This is a genomic window from Streptomyces sp. NPDC107538 (assembly GCF_055657445.1).
This window is the reverse complement of sequence record NZ_JBVKAY010000009.1, coordinates 275,046-292,074: the sequence shown is the minus strand read 5'-3', so window position 1 is coordinate 292,074 and position 17,029 is coordinate 275,046. Positions and strand designations below refer to the sequence as shown.

14 protein-coding genes and 1 rRNA gene are annotated in these 17,029 nt (G+C 71.9%); 8 read left to right on the top strand and 7 right to left on the bottom strand.

From position 1 onward, the window contains the following. Nucleotides 1–87: ribosomal RNA gene (gene rrf, locus ACZ7MG_RS30365) — 5S ribosomal RNA — on the top strand; the annotation flags it as partial. Nucleotides 88–168: 81 nt separating this feature from the next. On the opposite strand, the gene ACZ7MG_RS30360 is transcribed toward rrf, so the two are convergent. The 5 genes from ACZ7MG_RS30360 to ACZ7MG_RS30340 are packed head-to-tail and all read right to left on the bottom strand — an operon-like array spanning nt 169 to nt 5,779. Continuing rightward, nucleotides 169–1,479 carry a DUF58 domain-containing protein gene (locus ACZ7MG_RS30360; RefSeq protein WP_471392821.1) on the bottom strand — a complete coding sequence of 437 codons (1,311 nt, stop codon included), beginning with the start codon at nt 1,477–1,479 and terminating at the stop codon, nt 169–171. Beyond that, the gene (locus ACZ7MG_RS30355) at nt 1,479–2,468 is read right to left on the bottom strand and encodes an AAA family ATPase (RefSeq protein WP_471393366.1); all 990 of its coding nucleotides are present in this window, start codon (nt 2,466–2,468) and stop codon (nt 1,479–1,481) included. Before ACZ7MG_RS30355 ends, ACZ7MG_RS30360 begins: the two co-directional genes overlap by 1 nt. Continuing rightward, entirely contained in the window at nt 2,468–3,658 is a 1,191-nt protein-coding gene (locus ACZ7MG_RS30350) for a DUF4350 domain-containing protein (protein WP_471392824.1), read from the bottom strand. Before ACZ7MG_RS30350 ends, ACZ7MG_RS30355 begins: the two co-directional genes overlap by 1 nt. Continuing rightward, nucleotides 3,655–4,344, bottom strand: coding sequence for a DUF4129 domain-containing protein (locus ACZ7MG_RS30345; RefSeq protein WP_471392827.1), 690 nt, complete (start codon nt 4,342–4,344; stop codon nt 3,655–3,657). Before ACZ7MG_RS30345 ends, ACZ7MG_RS30350 begins: the two co-directional genes overlap by 4 nt. Before the next feature lie 40 nt (nt 4,345–4,384). Then, nucleotides 4,385–5,779, bottom strand: a complete 1,395-nt coding sequence (locus tag ACZ7MG_RS30340) for a DUF7847 domain-containing protein (RefSeq protein ID WP_471392829.1) — start codon at nt 5,777–5,779, stop codon at nt 4,385–4,387. Between the two features lie 140 nt (nt 5,780–5,919). On the opposite strand from ACZ7MG_RS30340, the gene mtnA reads away from it, so the two are divergent. The 7 genes from mtnA to ACZ7MG_RS30305 all read left to right on the top strand — a co-directional run bounded on the left by mtnA (nt 5,920) and on the right by ACZ7MG_RS30305 (nt 14,616). Beyond that, entirely contained in the window at nt 5,920–7,065 is a 1,146-nt protein-coding gene (mtnA, locus tag ACZ7MG_RS30335) for an S-methyl-5-thioribose-1-phosphate isomerase (protein ID WP_471392832.1), read from the top strand. Between the two features lie 8 nt (nt 7,066–7,073). Further along, on the top strand, nt 7,074–7,763 hold the full coding sequence (gene mtrA, locus ACZ7MG_RS30330) for a two-component system response regulator MtrA (RefSeq protein WP_189823911.1): 690 nt from the start codon (nt 7,074–7,076) through the stop codon (nt 7,761–7,763). A 1-nt stretch (nt 7,764) separates the two neighbouring features. Next, entirely contained in the window at nt 7,765–9,849 is a 2,085-nt protein-coding gene (mtrB, locus tag ACZ7MG_RS30325; protein ID WP_471392836.1) for an MtrAB system histidine kinase MtrB, read from the top strand. Beyond that, complete coding sequence (locus ACZ7MG_RS30320; protein WP_471392837.1) at nt 9,839–11,665, top strand: LpqB family beta-propeller domain-containing protein; 1,827 nt, start codon at nt 9,839–9,841, stop codon at nt 11,663–11,665. Before mtrB ends, ACZ7MG_RS30320 begins: the two co-directional genes overlap by 11 nt. Nucleotides 11,666–11,863: 198 nt before the next feature. Beyond that, nucleotides 11,864–12,655 carry a ComF family protein gene (locus ACZ7MG_RS30315; protein WP_471392840.1) on the top strand — a complete coding sequence of 264 codons (792 nt, stop codon included), beginning with the start codon at nt 11,864–11,866 and terminating at the stop codon, nt 12,653–12,655. A gap of 314 nt (nt 12,656–12,969) precedes the next feature. Next, nucleotides 12,970–13,662 (top strand): ribosome hibernation-promoting factor, HPF/YfiA family, encoded by a 693-nt coding sequence (gene hpf, locus ACZ7MG_RS30310; protein WP_404818913.1) that lies wholly within the window; start codon nt 12,970–12,972, stop codon nt 13,660–13,662. Nucleotides 13,663–13,866: 204 nt separating this feature from the next. Continuing rightward, entirely contained in the window at nt 13,867–14,616 is a 750-nt protein-coding gene (locus ACZ7MG_RS30305) for a response regulator (protein WP_086762034.1), read from the top strand. A 23-nt stretch (nt 14,617–14,639) separates the two neighbouring features. Here the strand turns inward: ACZ7MG_RS30305 and ACZ7MG_RS30300 are convergent, their stop codons facing one another. Together ACZ7MG_RS30300 and ACZ7MG_RS30295 are read right to left on the bottom strand one after the other, a co-directional pair. Beyond that, nucleotides 14,640–15,803, bottom strand: coding sequence for a winged helix-turn-helix domain-containing protein (locus ACZ7MG_RS30300; protein WP_471392843.1), 1,164 nt, complete (start codon nt 15,801–15,803; stop codon nt 14,640–14,642). Nucleotides 15,804–16,173: 370 nt separating this feature from the next. After that, nucleotides 16,174–16,746: a GNAT family N-acetyltransferase gene (locus ACZ7MG_RS30295; protein WP_471392846.1), complete on the bottom strand. Its 573-nt coding sequence runs from the start codon at nt 16,744–16,746 to the stop codon at nt 16,174–16,176. Nucleotides 16,747–17,029 lie beyond the last annotated feature (283 nt).

Genomic DNA, 17,029 nt, shown 5'->3' with positions numbered 1-17,029 from the left:
GGTTACATTCCGAACCCGGAAGCTAAGCCTTACAGCGCCGATGGTACTGCAGGGGGGACCCTGTGGGAGAGTAGGACGCCGCCGAACAAATATTGGAAAAGGCCCACACCTTATGGTGTGGGCCTTTTCGCATTTCCGGGGGCTTCCCCCCGGGAGGAATTAGGGAAATTACAGGCGTCCTGCCGCCTTCAGTGCCAGATAGGCGTCCGCCAGGGCCGGCGCCAGGTCGTCCGGGGTGGCGTCGACGACCGTGACGCCGTGACGACGGAGTTGGTCCGCGGTGCGGTGGCGGTCGGCCTGGGCCTGGGCGGCTGCCGCGGCCTCGTAGACGGCGTCCGTGGTGCCTCGGGAGTCGGCCATGTGTGCGATGTGCGGGTCGGCGACCGAGGCGACCAGGACGGAATGGCGTTGGGTGAGCCCGGACAGGACCGGGAGGAGACCTTGTTCGACCGGGGCCGCGTCCAGGGTGGTGAGGAGGACGATCAGGGCGCGGCGAGGGGCCGTACGGAGCGCGGTGGCGGTGAGGCCTCGGGAATCCGTCTCCACGAGTTCGGGTTCGAGTGGGGCCATGGCGTTGACCAGGGACGGGAGAACGTCGCCCGCGGTGCGGCCCTGGACGAGGGCTCGGACACGGCGGTCGTAGGCCAGGAGGTCCACGCGGTCGCTGGCGCGGGAGGCGAGGGCGGCCAGGAGGAGAGCCGCGTCCATCGAGGCGTCGAGCCGGGGGGCGTCGCCGACACGTCCCGCTGACGTACGGCCGGTGTCCAGGACGAGGAGGATGTGGCGGTCGCGCTCGGGGCGCCATGTGCGTACCGCCACCGAGGAGTGGCGGGCCGTGGCGCGCCAGTCGATGGAGCGGGTGTCGTCGCCGGGGACGTACTCGCGGAGGCTGTCGAACTCCGTGCCCTCGCCTCGGGTCAGGACGCTGGTGCGGCCGTCGAGTTCGCGCAGCCGGGCCAGTTTGGACGGCAGATGCTTGCGGCTGGTGAACGGGGGCAGCACGCGTACGGTCCAGGGGGCCTTGTGGCTGCCCTGGCGGGCGAACAGGCCGAGGGGGCCGTACGAGCGGATCGTGACCCTGTCCGCCTGGCGGTCCCCCCTGCGGGTCGGGCGCAGGCGGGTGATGATCCGGCGGCGCTCGCCCGGGGGGATCGTGAGGCGGTGGCGGGAGGCCGTCACTTCGGAGCCGGGCAGCCAGCTGCTGGGCGGCCAGGCGTCGCGGATGTGGGCTCGCAGGGGGCGGTTCGAGGGGTTGGTGACCGTGAGGGTGACGTCCGCGGTCTCGCCGAGGCGTGCGGAGGTGTCGCCGGAGCGAAGGAGGCCCAGGCGGCGCACGGGTGCGGCGAGGGCGTAGTCGCAGGCGCACGCGAGGGCCAGGGGGGCGTTCACGGCGAGGACGCCTGTCCAACTGGGTTCCCAGAGGCCCACGGGGAGGGCGCCGAGGGCCGCGAGGAGTGCGGCGCGTCCGGTGGGGGCCATCAGCGGGGGACGGGGACGTGGGCGAGGATCGCGTTGATGACCGAGTCGGCCGTCACGCCCTCCATCTCGGCCTCGGGGCGGAGCTGGACGCGGTGGCGGAGGGTCGGGAGCGCGAGTGCCTTGACGTCGTCGGGGATGACGTAGTCGCGACCCGTCAGCCAGGCCCAGGCGCGGGAGGCCGCGAGGAGGGCCGTGGCGCCTCGGGGGGAGACACCGAGGGTGAGGGACGGGGATTCGCGGGTGGCTCGGCAGATGTCCACGACGTAGGCGGTGATCTCGGGGGAGATCGTCGTCTTGGCCACGGCGGCGCGGGCGGCTTCGAGATCGGCCGCGTTCGCGACGGGGCGTACGCCGGCGGCGCGCAGGTCGCGTGGGTTGAAGCCCTCGGCATGGCGGGTGAGGACGTCGATCTCGTCCTGGCGGGAGGGAAGCGGGACCGTCAGTTTGAGGAGGAAGCGGTCCAGCTGGGCTTCGGGGAGGGGGTAGGTGCCCTCGTACTCGACCGGGTTCTGGGTCGCGGCGACCAGGAACGGGTCCGGGAGCGGGCGCGGGGTGCCGTCGACCGTGACCTGGCGTTCCTCCATGGCTTCGAGGAGGGACGACTGGGTCTTGGGGGGCGTGCGGTTGATCTCGTCGGCGAGGAGCAGGTTGGTGAAGACTGGGCCGGGCTGGAAGGAGAACTCGGCGCTGCGGGTGTCGTAGACGAGGGAGCCGGTGACATCGCTGGGCATGAGGTCCGGGGTGAACTGGACGCGCTTGGTGTCGAGGTCGAGCGCGGATGCGAGGGCGCGGACTAGCAACGTCTTGGCGACCCCAGGGACTCCTTCCAGTAGGACGTGTCCGCGGCAGAGGAGGGCGACGACTAGGCCGGTCACGGCGGGGTCCTGGCCGACCACGGCTTTGGCGATCTCGGCGCGCAGGGCCTCCAGGGAGGCTCGGGCGGTGCCCGGGTCCCCGGTGGTCCCGGCGTTGTCAGTGGTCGGGTCCATCATGGACGGCGTACCTCTCTTTCGAGGGCGTCGAGTTGGTCGGTGAGGGAGATGAGGGCCGTGTCGTCGCCGGGCGGCGGGCCGAAGAGGAGGGCGTGCAGGGGCTGTCCGTCGCCGTGGAGGTGGGCGGACAGGGCGGGGAGCAGGACCTCGGGCGTGTGCGCCCGGGGGACGGGGACACCTACGAGGGGGGCGAGGCGCGTGCGGGTGGTGGAGCGAAGAGCGGCGGCCGCGCGGTCGCGGGCGTTGGCCTTGCGGTAGAGGCGGGCGCGGCCTTCGACGGTTTCGGAGGCGCGGATCGCGACGGGGAGTTTCTCGGGCACCAGGGGGCCGAGTCGGCGTGCCCTCCAGAGGGCGGCCAGGGCGCCGGCGACGAAGAGTTGCAGGGTGCCCCAGAGCCAGCCCGAGGGGAGCAGTTCGAAGAAGCTGCGGTCGCCGGAGTCGGGGGCCGAGTCGGAGAGCGAGGGGAGGTACCAGACCACATGGGGGCGCGAGCCGAGGAGTTGGAGGGCGAGGGAGGCGTTGCCCTGCTCGTCGAGGCTGCTGTTGAGGAGGATGTCGGGGGCGCCGAGGACGACGGTGTCGCCGTCCCCCTCGGCCGCGGGGACGCGTACCAGGGTGGGCAGGCCGTCCTCGGGGTAGCAGGTGTCGGCCGCGCGGGCGGTGACGTGGTAGCGGACTCCGCCGGTGTCGGCGCTGCCCGCGCGGCGGGCGGCGGGCAGTTCGCAGCGGGGTGTGAGGGTGGAGTCCAGGCTGAGGGCGGCGTCGGCGGTGACGCCGGGGGCGAGGGTGCTCACGGACGGGGAGCCGGGGGCCACGAGGACCGTGCGGCCGTCGGAGGCCTCGGTCGCCGCGCGGAGGCGCGCCTGCTGCGAGTCGGTCAGCAGGTCCGGGACCGCGACCAGGAGCGTGGTGTCGGGGCCGGTGGCGGCGCTCGCCTCGTCGAGGGTGGTCACCAGCCGGGTGGACACGCCCCGGTCGTCGAGGAGTTCGGCGACGGCTCGGCTGCCGTCGGTGTCGGCGGAGCGCGGGTCCAGGCGGCCGTGTTCGGCGCCGGAGCGGATCACGGCGATCACGGCGGCCGCCGCCAGGAGGATCACCGCCGCGAGCACGACTCCGCGCGCGCGGGTCCACACCTGGCGGGCCGTGGGCGAGACCGAGGTGGACCGGAGCGTGGCCTCGGTGGTCATTCGGCGGCTCCCGGGCGGCTGCTGCGGGCCGTGTTCGTGGTGCTCGGGGTGCTGCTCGCCAGCGCGGGCCTGGTGTGTTCCAGGTCGGTGTCGAGGGCGGTGAGCCGGAGGTACGTTCCCTCGGCCGCGGCTCGGCCGCCGTATGTGACGTCGTCGAAGTCCCGGGCGGCGGTGTGGAGTCGGTCCGCGTGGGCGGGGAGCACCGAGCCGGCCTCGGAGGCCGCCTCGTCGGCGGTGCGGCCGGGGCGTACGTCGAGCAGGGCGCGTTCCTCCAGGGAGCGGACGACGGCGCGCATGCGTTCCTGGACGGCCTGGTTCCAGTGGCCCTGGGCGGCCTGTGCCTCGGCGGCCGCGCGGTGTTCGGCGGCGCTGCGGGGGCGGTCGTCGAAGAGCGTGGCGGAGGAGGCCGGGGCGCGGTGGGGGGTGCCGAGGCGCCACCAGAGTGCTGCGAGGAGGGCCAGGACTGCCAGGACGATGACGACGAGGCCGAGCGTGCCACCGGGGGTGGCGGCCGAGGCGGCGCCGAACACTTTGTCGAGCCATTCCCAGAAGGCGTCCATGGCGCGCTCGTACCAACTGGGGTCGTTCTCGTGGTACATGCCCTTGGACAGCTCGCGCTCGGCCGCCTCCCGCGCGGGGTCGCGCGGGAGGGTGACGGGCGGCTCGTCCGCAGAGCGCCATGACATCGGTACGGCTGTGAGTGCTCCCCCCGGCAGTCTCACCCCATCAGCTCCCCGGGGTGGCGCCCGGGGCGTCGCCGTAGCCCTGGAGGCCGGCGGCGCGGCCCAGTTCGAGGTCGAGGGCCTCGCGGCGGATGCGCTGGTCGATGTAGAGGAGCACGGTGACGCCCGCGCTGATCGGGAAGGTGAGCGTGGACCCGATCACCGCGCCGACGCCGCTGATGACGAGGTAGGTCCAGCCGAGACCGGCGCCGCCGGTGGTGATGAGGCCGGAGATGCCGTCCCCGTCCAGGGCCGCGCCCGCGAAGGAGAAGGGGATCACGACGATCGACGCGACGACGTAGGCGATGATCGCGGCGAGCAGCTGGATGCCGAGGACCCGCCACCAGGAGCCGCGCACCAGCTTCACGGAGCGGCCCAGCGACTTGCGGACGCCCTGCTTCTCCAGCATCAGGGCGGGCGAGGCGAGCGAGAAGCGGATCATCAGCCACACGGTGACGACGAACCCGCCGAGTGCGCCGAGGACGACGAGGAGGACGGCCGCGGCCACGGGGCCCGTGCCGGCGAGGAGGATGCCGGGCAGGACGCCGACGGCCATGATCAGGGCGGCGATCACGAGCAGCAGGACGGTCAGGCCGCCCAGCCGGAAGAGCTGCGGGCGGGCGTCCCGCCAGGCCTCGGCGGTGGTCACGGACCTGCCGAGGACCGCGCGGCTGGTGACGGTCGTGAGCAGGGCCGTCGCGATGATCGTGCCCAGCAGGGAGATGACCAGGACGACGGAGGTGCTCACCAGGGTGTCGCTCAGGGCGCGGCCCAGTTCGCCGGGGGTGGCGGTCGGGTCGCTGAGGGCGTCGGAGCTCGCGGCGTCGTCGAGGACGAGGCCCTGGAGCAGGATGACCGCGATCTGGGTGACGACCGCGACGGCCAGGGAGATGCCGAGGACCGTGCGCCAGTGGGTGCGCATGGTGGAGACGGCGCCGTCGAGGATCTCGCCGATGCCGAGCGGGCGCAGCGGGATCACACCGGGCTTGGCCGCGGGCGGGGGGCCGCCCCAGCCGCCGCCCCATCCGGGAGTGCCGTGGCCCGGGCCGGGGGCGCCGTAGCCGGGGTGGCCGCCGGGGGCTCCGGGCGGGCCGTAGCCGCCCTGGCCGGGGTGCTGGGGGCCGGGGTGGCCGCCCCAGCCCGGGACGGGCGGCGGTGGGGGCGGGGTCTGGCCGGGGGCCTGCGGGGTCGGAGCGGACCACTGGGCGGGCGGCGGCTGCTCCTTGGACCACTTGGACGGCGGCTGCGTCTGGTCTGCGCCGCTCTGGTCGGCCGGCTGCGCCTGGTCGGCGCCGGTTCGGTCCTGGTGGTCCGTCGGCTGCGCGGAGCCCTGCTGGTCCGGCTCCTGGCCACCCGAGGGGGCGGATCCGGGCGAGGCCCAGCCCGGAGTGTCCTTCATCGTCGCTCCTTCACGGTGCCCGTCCGCGGTCGCGGCGGCAGGTTGGCGCCCATCGTGCCACGCGGTGTCCGGGAAGTGACCGGGGGCCGTATGCGCTGCGCACCTTCAATTGTCCGACGGATAGGGGGCAGACTGACCGCATGGCTGATCAGTACGCGCGATCCGGCGACGACATCCGGCCGACCGGGATACCGGCGATCCGCTGGGACGAGCCCCCCGAGGGCCCGGTCCTGGTCCTCCTGGACCAGACGAGACTGCCGGCCGAGGAGGTCGAGCTGGTGTGCACGGACGCGCCCGCGCTGGTGGAGGCGATCCGTTCGCTCGCCGTGCGCGGGGCGCCGCTGCTGGGGATCGCCGGGGCGTACGGGGTCGCGCTCGCCGCCGCGCGCGGGTTCGACGTGGACGAGGCCGCCGACGCGCTGGAGGGTGCCCGGCCCACCGCGGTGAACCTCGCGGTGGGTGTGCGCCGGGCGCGGGCCGCGCACCGGGCCGAGCTCGGCCGGACGGGCGACCGGGAGGAGGCCGCCGGGGCGGCGCTGGCCGCGGCGCGGGCGCTGCACCGGGAGGACGCCGAGGCCAGTGCCCGGATGGCCGCGCACGGGCTGGCGCTGCTCGACGAGCTGCTGCCGGGCGGCGGGCACCGGGTGCTCACGCACTGCAACACCGGGTCGCTGGTGTCGGGCGGTGAGGGCACGGCGTTCGCGGTGGCGCTCGCGGCCCATCGGTCGGGGCGGCTGCGGAGGCTGTGGGTGGACGAGACGCGGCCGCTGCTGCAGGGTGCCCGGCTGACCGCTTATGAGGCGGCGCGCAGCGGAATGGCGTACACCTTGCTCACGGACAATGCCGCGGGTTCGCTGTTCGCGGCCGGAGAGGTGGACGCGGTGCTGGTGGGGGCCGACCGGATCGCCGCCGACGGATCGGTGGCGAACAAGGTCGGTACCTATCCGCTCGCGGTGCTCGCCCGGTATCACCACGTGCCGTTCATCGTGGTGGCGCCGGTGACGACGGTGGATCCGGACACCCCGGACGGGGCGTCCATCGAGGTGGAACAGCGTGCCGGTCATGAGGTGACGGAGATCACCGCGCCTCAGGTGCCGGTGGCGGGAGGGGAGGCGGGAGGTGGGATCGCGGTGGCACCCCTGGGAACCCAGGCGTACAACCCGGCGTTCGATGTGACGCCGCCCGAGCTGGTGACGGCGATCGTCACCGAGGAGGGGGCCGTGTCGCCCGTGACCGGTGATGCGCTTGCCGAGCTGTGTGACAGGTCACGCCAGGTAACGATTTAGTTAATGGGATGATGGCATTCATGAAGGGACGAGTCCTTGTCGTCGACGACGACACCGCACTGGCCGAGATGCTCGGCATTGTGTTGCGTGGTGAAGGTTTTGAGCCGTCTTTCGTAGCCGACGGCGACAAGGCGCTGGCCGCGTTCCGTGAGGCCAAACCGGATCTGGTGCTGCTGGATCTGATGCTGCCGGGCCGGGACGGGATCGAGGTGTGCCGTCTGATCAGGGCGGAGTCCGGGGTGCCGATCGTGATGCTCACGGCCAAGAGCGACACCGTCGATGTGGTGGTCGGCCTGGAGTCGGGCGCGGACGACTACATCGTGAAGCCGTTCAAGCCGAAGGAGCTGGTGGCCCGGATCCGGGCGCGGCTGCGGCGGTCGGAGGAGCCGGCGCCGGAGCAGCTCGCCATAGGTGACCTGGTCATCGATGTGGCCGGGCACTCGGTGAAGCGGGAGGGGCAGTCGATCGCGCTGACCCCGCTGGAGTTCGATCTGCTGGTCGCGCTGGCGCGCAAGCCGTGGCAGGTGTTCACTCGTGAGGTCCTGCTGGAGCAGGTCTGGGGGTATCGCCACGCGGCGGACACCCGTCTGGTGAACGTGCATGTGCAGCGGCTGCGTTCCAAGGTCGAGAAGGACCCGGAGCGGCCGGAGATCGTGGTGACCGTCCGTGGCGTCGGATACAAGGCAGGACCCAGCTGACATGTCCGGTGACAGTGCCGCTTCGGCGCCCGGCCAGCCGGGGACCCGCGCGGAGCGGCCTGTCGGCCGGAAGTCGTCGGGTTCCCGCTGGGGGCGTCTCCTCGAAGGCGGGTTGCTTCAGGGCGGAGTCCAGGGCAGCCCGGTCCTGAGGCTGTTCATGCGCTGGGTGCGCCGTCCGCTGCTGCCTGTGATGCGGCTGTGGCGGCGCAACATCCAGCTCAGGATCGTCGTGACGACCCTGCTGATGTCGCTCAGCGTCGTGCTGCTGCTGGGCTTCGTCGTCATCGGGCAGGTCCGCAACGGTCTGCTGGACGCCAAGGTCAAGGCTTCGCAGAGCCAGGCCACCGGCGGTTTCACGGCCGCCGAGCAGAAGGCGGACGACGAGGCGAGCGCGGCCGGGAACGACGCGGATCCGAACGGCGACCGGGTGCAGAACGTCGTCGAGTGGATGACGACCCTGGTGAACTCGCTGTCCAGCGGTGGCCAGGGCGCGTTCGACGTCGTGTCACTGAGCCCCGCCTCCGCCGACGGCGACACCGGGGGGCTCGGACCACGTGTCTCCGGGGGCGTGCAGTGGGACCTCAGCGTGCCCGTGGAGCTGCGTGAGCGCGTCGACGACGGCACCAGTGCCGTCCAGAGCTATACGCGTATCCACTACGACAACGGCCAGGAGTCCCAGCCGGGGCTGATCATCGGCAAGCAGGTCAACGACCCCAACAACAGGCCGTACCAGCTGTACTACCTCTTCCCGCTCACCCAGGAGGAGAAGTCGCTCAGCCTGGTCAAGGGGACGCTGGCGACGGCCGGGCTGTTCGTCGTCGTGCTGCTCGGGGCCATCGCCTGGCTGGTGGTGCGGCAGGTCGTCACGCCGGTGCGGATGGCGGCCGGGATCGCCGAGCGGCTGTCCGCCGGGCGGCTCCAGGAGCGGATGAAGGTCAGCGGCGAGGACGACATCGCGCGGCTCGGCGAGGCCTTCAACAAGATGGCGCAGAACCTGCAGCTGAAGATCCAGCAGCTGGAGGACCTGTCGCGGATGCAGCGACGGTTCGTCTCGGACGTGTCGCACGAGCTGCGGACGCCGCTGACGACCGTGCGGATGGCGGCGGACGTCATCCATGACGCGCGCGTGGACTTCGACCCGGTGACCGCGCGGTCGGCCGAGTTGCTCGCCGACCAGCTGGACCGGTTCGAGTCGCTGCTCGCGGATCTGCTGGAGATCAGCCGGTTCGACGCGGGCGCGGCGGCCCTGGAGGCCGAACCGATAGACCTGCGCGAGGTCGTGCGGAAGGTCGTCAGCGGGGCCGAGCCGCTCGCCGAGCGCAAGAGCACGCGGATACGGGTGGTGGGCGACCAGCAGCCCGTCGTGGCCGAGGCCGACGCCCGGCGGGTGGAGCGGGTGCTGCGCAACCTCGTGGTCAACGCCGTGGAGCACGGCGAGGGCAAGGACGTCGTGGTCAAGCTGGCGGCGGCGGGCGGCGCGGTCGCGGTCGCGGTGCGGGACTACGGGGTGGGACTCAAGCCGGGCGAGGCGACCCGTGTGTTCAGCCGCTTCTGGCGGGCCGACCCGGCACGCGCGCGTACGACCGGCGGTACGGGACTGGGGCTGTCCATCGCCCTGGAGGACGCCCGGCTGCATGGAGGCTGGCTGCAGGCGTGGGGGGAGCCGGGCGGCGGTTCGCAGTTCCGGCTCACTCTGCCGAGGACGGCGGACGAGCCGCTGCGGGGCTCCCCGATACCGCTGGAGCCGAAGGACTCGCGGCGCAACCGCGGACTCAACGACGCGGGACTGCCGCTCGGCGGCGGGGGCAAGCTCGCCACGGTGCCGGTGCAGGCCGGTGAGCACGGGGCCGCGCGGACGGCCATAGGGCCACGTCCGGGCGCCGGACCGGCTCCCACGGCCGATCCGACGGCGTTGCCGGGCAACGGCGCGCGTGTGGTGCCCCGGCCCGGTGTGCCGTCCGCGGCACCGCCCCAGGCTCCGCCGGCGCGGCGGTCCGACGAGAACGCGGGGCGGGCCGAGGAGCGGCCGGCCGACAGCGACGCGGAGCGGCAGCACGAGCAGGGGGAGGCATTCCGTGGGCGCTGACCGCGCGAAACGCGGCCGAGGGCGTCCGGTGCGGGCGACCGTGTACCTCGGCATCGGATCCGTCCTGCTGGCGGGGTGCGCCTCGATGCCGGACAGCGGGGACATGCGTGACGTCGAGTCCACGCCGAGGCAGGACGCGAAGGTGCGGGTCTTCGCGCTGCCGCCCGCGGAGGACGCCGAGCCGAAGGAGATCGTGCAGGGTTTCCTGGAGGCCCTGACCAGCGACGATCTGGACTACGAGACGGCGCGCAAGTACCTGACCGGCGACGCGCTCAAGACGTGGGAGCCGGGCGAGTCGACCACGGTCCTCGTGGCGTCGCCCATTCCCTACACCCATGTCACGGGGAAGCGGCCGGAGGCCGACGAGGCCCGGATCGAGCTGTCCGGTACCAAGGTCGCCCTGGTGGACGGGCAGCACGCGTACACGCCCGCCGGTGGGGAGTACAGCAAGACCGTGCACCTCACGCGCGTGAAGGACACCCAGCAGTGGCGTATCGACGCGCTGCCGCCGGGCGTGGTGCTCGGTCGGTCGGACTTCGAGCGCAACTACAAGTCCATCAACAAGTACTACTTCACCTCCGCCGCGCAGTCCGGGGAGCCGGGGACGGTCGCCGACCCGGTCTATGTGCGCAGCCAGGTCGACCCGGTGACCCAGGTGGTCCGGGACCTGCTGAAGGGCCCCACCAGCTGGCTCAACCCGGTCGCGAGGACGAGTTTCCCGTCGGGTACGGCCCTGTTGAAGGGCACCAAGGCGCTGACCCCCGACGACCAGAACAGGCTGGTCGTGCCGCTGAACAAGAAGGCCGACCGGGTCTCGGAGAGCCGGTGCAAGGAGATGGCCGCCCAACTCCTCTTCACGCTCCAGGACTACATGCCCACGGGTGTGGACACGGTGGAACTGCAGGGGTCGACCGGCACTCTGCTGTGCGAGGTCGGTGCGGGCGAGGCCAACCTCATCGCCTCGCACGGCTACGGCAAGAGCGCGGCGTACGAGTACTTCATCGACGGTGAGCACAGGCTCGTCCGGCTGCCCGAGGGGAAGTCGCTGACCACGCCGACGGCCGTTCCCGGTGCGCTCGGTGAGGGCGAGAAGCAGCTGCGGTCCGCCGCGGTGTCGCGGGACGAGGACCGGGCGGCCGGGGTGTCGGCCGACGGGAGCGAGCTGTACGTGTCGCCGCTGACGGCGGGGGGCGCGCTCGGCGAGCCGGTGCTGCGCAGCACCGGCGCCTCCGCGAAGGACCGGCTGACGACGCCCAGTTGGGACGGGCGGGGTGACCTGTGGGTGGCCGACCGGGACCCGAAGAAGCCCCGGCTGCTGGTTCTGGCGGACGGGATGGGGGAGCCGCTGGAGGTCAGGACGCCCAACCTCGACGGGCGGATCGAGGCGGTGCGGGTGGCCGCCGACGGGGTGCGGGTCGCGCTGATCCTGGAGCACGAGGGCAAGCGGGCGCTGTACATCGGGCGTATCGAGCGGGACGCCGACGCGGAGAGCACCACCGTCTCGATCGTCGAACTGCGGTCCGTGACACCGGATCTGGAGGACGTCACCGCCATGTCGTGGGCGGGCGACAGCCAACTGGTGGTCGTGGGCCGCGAATCCGGTGGTGTGCAGCAGGTGCGGTACGTCCGGGTCGACGGTTCCCCGATGCCGGACTCCGGGCCCTCCGCGCTCACGGGTGTGGAGGAGATCGCCGCGTCGGAGGACGAGAGCCAGCCGCTGGTCGCGCACTCGGCCGACGGGATCGTCCGGCTGTCGCCGGGCGAGCAGTGGCAGACGGTGGTCAAGGAAGGGTCGGCGCCGGTCTATCCGGGGTGAGGGCGGGGCGAGGCGGGGCCGTGTGTCCGGTGGCTGAATTCGGCGCCACCGGTTCGGTCATTTTGTGGTGGCACTCGGTCTTCTTCGGGCACCCGTCATTCGTGTGGGTGACAACGCCCTTGTGGTTGCGGTGAGTTGTCCACAGGCGGTTGTCCACAGGGGTGGCAGCGTCTCGCATGCGTTGGCACAGTGGTGGGCATGCGGGGGTGGTGGCAGGACCTCACGGATCTGGTGCTGCCGGCCGAGTGCGGAGGCTGTGGGAGGCCTCGCGCGGTGCTCTGCCCGGAGTGCCGCGCGGCTCTGACCGGGGCCGCACCGTGCCGGGTGCGACCGGTTCCGGAGCCGTCGGGGCTGCCTGTGGTGCACGCCGCGGCGCCGTACGAGGACGCGGTGCGGGCCACGCTCATCGCGCACAAGGAACGGGGTGCGCTGGCGCTCGCCGGACCGCTCGGCACGGCCTTGGCAGGGGCCGTACGGGTGGGTGGTGACGGGCCGGTGCTGCTGGTTCCGGTGCCGTCCGCGCGGCGGGCGGTGCGGGCGCGGGGGCACGACCCGGCTCGGCGGATCGCGCTCGCGGCGGCCGGGGAGCTGCGGCGTACCGGGACGCCGGCGCGGGTGGCCGGGGTGCTGCGGCAGCGACGGGCCGTGGCCGACCAGTCGGGGCTGGACTCCCGGCAGCGGCTGGACAACCTCGCGGGTGCGCTGGAGGTGGCCGCCGGGGGTACCCGGCTGCTGGGCGGTGGTGTGGTCGTGCTGGTGGACGACCTGATGACCACCGGTGCCTCGCTCGCCGAGGCGGCACGGGCGGTCCGGGCGGCCCGGGACGGGTGGGCGGCCGGGACTAGGGAGTTCGATCTGGAACGAAAGGCGGAGGACGGGGTGCGAACACGAGGGGTGACGGGAATGGCGGGTGCGGACGGAGCCGGAGACGGCATCAGAGCGGCGGTGGTCGCCGGGCCGCCCGACTCTTTCCAAATAAACCGGAACTGACAGAGATCTTGCATCGTTGCAGGTGGTAAGAGGGCCAATTCACCTGAACGGAGGTACGTCTCGGTAGAGGGTGACGACATCCGTCCGAGCGAGATATGTTCGGTTGTGAGGGAATGGCCCCGGCCGTTCACCACATATCCGAATGCTGTGCTGCGGGTTTTCCGAATCACCCCATGCAGGTGGGTGGAGATCTTGCCCACGGGGGAGGAGGAGGTGGAAGTCACCGAGTCCGCGGTTCCGGGAGTCACCGGAACCTGGTGCACAAGGGAGATGCTCCGCCAGTGGAGCGGAGCGATCCGGGAACGGAGTTCTGCGTGGACATCGTCGTCAAGGGCCGCAAGACCGAGGTGCCCGAGCGGTTCCGCAAGCACGTGGCCGAGAAGCTGAAGCTGGAGAAGATCCAGAAGCTCGACGGCAAGGTGATCAGCCTCGACGTCGAGGTGTCCAAGGAGCCCAACCCCCGACAGGCCGACCGCAGTGACCGGGTGGAGATCACGCTCCACTCCCGCGGACCGGTGATCCGGGCGGAGGCAGCGGCAAGCGATCCGTATGCGGCGCTCGACCTGGCGGCGGACAAGCTGGAAGCCCGGCTGCGTAAGCAGCACGACAAGCGCTACACGCGCCGAGGCGCGCGCAGGCTCACGGCCGCGGAGGTCGCCGACCACGTCCCGGGCGTGGCGACCCTCAACGGCAATGGATACGTCGCCGACGAGGAGCAGCCCGACGGCGTGCCCACCAAGCGGATCGGCTCGCTGGAGGTGAAGGGCGAAGGCCCCCTCATCGTCCGCGAGAAGACCCATGTGGCGTCCCCGATGACCCTCGACCAGGCTCTCTACGAGATGGAGCTGGTCGGGCACGACTTCTACCTTTTCGTCGACTCCGAGACCAAGGAACCCAGTGTCGTCTACCGGCGGCACGCCTACGACTACGGCGTGATCCACCTCAGTACGGACCCGATGGTCGCCCAGGCGCACGCGGACGCCGCGGGTGGCGCGCTCGGTGGCTGACCGCGCCGGGTGACAGCTGAGCCGGTGCCCCTGGAGCGTTCGTGCGCCCCCAGGGGCACCGGTGTGCGACCCCTTGCTGCCCGCTCTGTCACCGCAGGACGGGCCGGGCATGAAATCATGGCCGAACCGGCCCCAACCGGGGGGCCGTTGCCTTGGGTTGGCAATGGCACAGAAACACAGGCCACGGCCTCAGGGGGAGGAACGATGGCGGACAGCAGTTTCGGACCGATGCGTGACCAGGACGCCGACGACGGCGCCGGTGGCATGGGCTCCGCCGCGGGCTCCTCGCGAAAGGAGCCGATCCGGGTCCTTGTCGTCGACGACCACGCGCTCTTCCGCCGCGGTCTGGAGATCGTGCTCGCCGCCGAGGAGGACATCCAGGTCGTCGGCGAGGCCGGGGACGGGGCGGAGGCGGTCGACAAGGCCGCGGATCTGCTGCCGGACATCGTGCTGATGGACGTGCGGATGCCCAAGCGCGGTGGTATCGAGGCGTGCACCTCCATCAAGGAGGTGGCCCCCAGCGCGAAGATCATCATGCTGACGATCAGCGACGAGGAGGCCGACCTCTACGACGCGATCAAAGCGGGGGCGACGGGTTATCTCCTCAAGGAGATCTCCACGGACGAGGTGGCCACCGCCATTCGCGCGGTCGCCGACGGGCAGTCGCAGATCAGCCCCTCGATGGCGTCGAAATTGCTCACCGAGTTCAAGTCCATGATCCAGCGGACCGACGAACGGCGGCTCGTGCCGGCGCCGCGGCTGACGGACCGGGAACTGGAAGTGCTCAAGCTCGTGGCGACCGGGATGAACAACCGGGACATCGCCAAGGAACTGTTCATTTCCGAGAACACCGTGAAGAACCATGTGCGCAACATCCTGGAGAAGCTGCAGCTGCACTCCAGGATGGAGGCCGTGGTGTACGCGATGCGGGAGAAGATTCTCGAGATTCGCTAGATCCGTCGGATCCCTCAGATCCGTCAGGACAGGGCGCGCAGCAAGGGATCGCGTAGTTCCGGGGCGTCCGTCCGCTCCACGCGCACGTCCGTGCAGTCCACCCAGGTCGCCGCTTCCCGGAGGGCCTGTGCCACGGCCGGGACCGCCTTGGGGCCGTCGAGGGTGACCTGTTTGGCGACCAGGGTGCGGCCGTCGCGGGCGGGGTCGACACGGCCGACGAGTCGGCCGCCGGACAGGACCGGCATCGCGAAGTAGCCGTGCACGCGCTTCTGTTTGGGGACGTACGCCTCCAGGCGGTGGGTGAAGCCGAAGATCCGTTCTGTGCGGGCCCGTTCCCAGATCAGGGAGTCGAACGGGGACAGCAGCGTGGTGCGGTGGCGGCCGCGCGGCGGTGCGGCCAGGGCCGCCGGGTCGGCCCACGCGGGCTTCGCCCAGCCCTCCACCGTCACCGGGACCAGGCCCGAGTCGGCCACCACCGCGTCGAACTGCTCGCCTCTGAGACGGTGGTAGTCGGCGATGTCCGCGCGGGTCCCGACGCCGAGGGCCTCGCCGGCCAGGCGGACCAGGCGGCGTACGCACTCCGTGTCGTCCAGCTCGTCATGGAGGAGGTCCGCGGGGATCGCGCGCTCGGCGAGGTCGTACACGCGCTTCCAGCCGCGGCGTTCCACGCAGACCACCTCGCCGTACATCAGGGCGCGTTCCACGGCGACCTTCTCGCCGGACCAGTCCCACCACTCGCTGGTGCGCTTGGCTCCGCCCAGTTCCGTGGCCGTGAGGGGGCCCTCGGTGCGGAGCTGTTTGACGACGCGGTCGTAGGCGCCGTCCGGGAGTTGGTGGCCCCACTGGGGGCGGGCGCGGTAGGCGCGGCGGCGGAAGGCGAAGTGGGGCCACTCCTCGATGGGGAGGATGCAGGCGGCGTGGGACCAGTACTCGAAGGCGTGCGTGTCCGTCCAGTAGGCCTTGTCGACCGTGGTGCGGCCGACCGCGCCGAGGCGGGCGTACGGGATGAGTTCGTGGGAGCGGGCGAGGACCGAGATGGTGTCGAGCTGGACCGCGCCCAGGTGTCGCAGGACGCCGCGGACGCCGGATCTGCGGTCCGGGGCGCCGAGGAAGCCCTGCGCCCGTAGGGCGATGCGGCGGGCCTCGTCTGCGGTGAGTTCTGTGGTGGGGCGCGGGAGGGAGGTCATGCTCCGCAGGGTAGGGGAGGGGACTGACAGTGTGGGGGTGAGCTGCGGGGATGGGGGTGGGGGTGGGTGGGTGCAGGGGGTTGGGTCGGTGCGGGTGCCGAGTTTTTCGCCCCCGCCGCCCCTACCCGTCCCATCACCAGGGGCGCTGCCCCTTCGACCCCGGTCGCCCCTGGGGGCTGCGCCCCCAGACCCCCCTGTCGGCCTTCGGCCTCGTCCTCAAACGCCGGACGGGCTGGGTGGGATACGGGCTGGTCCTCGTCCGCCAGCGTCGGGTGGGGTGGGTGGGGCGTGGGCTTGTCCTCGGTCGTGAGGGGCGGGTGGGGTGGGTGGGTGGTGTGGGGTGGGTGGTGTGGGGTTTGGATTTGTTCGGTTACTTGGGGTGGGACGGTAGGTAGGGGGTGGGGGAGGGGAGGGAGAGGTCTGAGGGGAGTAGGGAGGCGAGCCAGCAGTCGCGGCGGGTGCCGTTGCTGGGGAGGGCGGATCTGAGGGTGCCTTCGAGGGTGAAGCCGGTGTGTTCGGCGACGGCGCGGGAGGCGGTGTTGCCCACCTCGGCCCGCCATTCGAGGCGGTCGAGGCCGAGGGTGGTGAAGGACCAGCGGGCGGCGGCGCGGGTGGCCTCGGCGATGTAGCCGTTGCGGCGGTGTTCCTTCGTGGCCCAGAAGCCGATCTCGCCGGTGCCCACGGAACGCATGGTGATGCCGAGCATGCCCGCCAGCTCGCCGCCGGGGAGGAAGAGGCCGAAGGTGAACATGGAGGCGTTGGCCCAGCCTTCGGGGACGGCGTGCTCGACGAAACTCTCCGCGTGCTCGCGCGAGTACGGTGAGGGGATCGTGGTCCAGCGCTGGATGTCCGGGTCCTGGGCGGCCGCGTACACCGTCTCGGTGTCGCGCCGGTCCACGGCGCGCAGCAGCAGGCGCTCGGTGGTCAGGGTGACGGGTTCCATCGGGCGATTCTGCTCGGTGGGGCCGGAGGGCGCCATCGTGTTTGAGGCCGTTCCGCGACCGGCGCGAGGACGACGGGCGAGCGGTGGGTGAGCGGGCGGTCACAATTCGCGCATTTCGTGGGCGGAACGCGGCACCATCCGCAACGCACACCCGTTGTCCTGGTAGCTGTCACTGCCAGACCTCCCGGCACGGCGGGGTCCTCGCTTACGATGGCCGTTGCTCAAGCTGTGATTTAAAACTGCCAAGTGTCATTTGAAACCGACCGTCCCAGGCCCGACCGGC

Bases quoted from the DNA above. Each gene is read 5' to 3' on its own strand.
- ACZ7MG_RS30360 (WP_471392821.1), bottom strand. From the start codon at position 1,479: ATGGCCCCCACCGGACGCGCCGCACTCCTCGCGGCCCTCGGCGCCCTC.
- ACZ7MG_RS30355 (WP_471393366.1), bottom strand. From the start codon at position 2,468: ATGGACCCGACCACTGACAACGCCGGGACCACCGGGGACCCGGGCACC.
- ACZ7MG_RS30350 (WP_471392824.1), bottom strand. From the start codon at position 3,658: ATGACCACCGAGGCCACGCTCCGGTCCACCTCGGTCTCGCCCACGGCC.
- ACZ7MG_RS30345 (WP_471392827.1), bottom strand. From the start codon at position 4,344: ATGTCATGGCGCTCTGCGGACGAGCCGCCCGTCACCCTCCCGCGCGAC.
- ACZ7MG_RS30340 (WP_471392829.1), bottom strand. From the start codon at position 5,779: ATGAAGGACACTCCGGGCTGGGCCTCGCCCGGATCCGCCCCCTCGGGT.
- mtnA (WP_471392832.1), top strand. From the start codon at position 5,920: ATGGCTGATCAGTACGCGCGATCCGGCGACGACATCCGGCCGACCGGG.
- mtrA (WP_189823911.1), top strand. From the start codon at position 7,074: ATGATGGCATTCATGAAGGGACGAGTCCTTGTCGTCGACGACGACACC.
- mtrB (WP_471392836.1), top strand. From the start codon at position 7,765: ATGTCCGGTGACAGTGCCGCTTCGGCGCCCGGCCAGCCGGGGACCCGC.
- ACZ7MG_RS30315 (WP_471392840.1), top strand. From the start codon at position 11,864: ATGCGGGGGTGGTGGCAGGACCTCACGGATCTGGTGCTGCCGGCCGAG.
- ACZ7MG_RS30305 (WP_086762034.1), top strand. From the start codon at position 13,867: ATGGCGGACAGCAGTTTCGGACCGATGCGTGACCAGGACGCCGACGAC.
- ACZ7MG_RS30300 (WP_471392843.1), bottom strand. From the start codon at position 15,803: ATGACCTCCCTCCCGCGCCCCACCACAGAACTCACCGCAGACGAGGCC.
- ACZ7MG_RS30295 (WP_471392846.1), bottom strand. From the start codon at position 16,746: ATGGAACCCGTCACCCTGACCACCGAGCGCCTGCTGCTGCGCGCCGTG.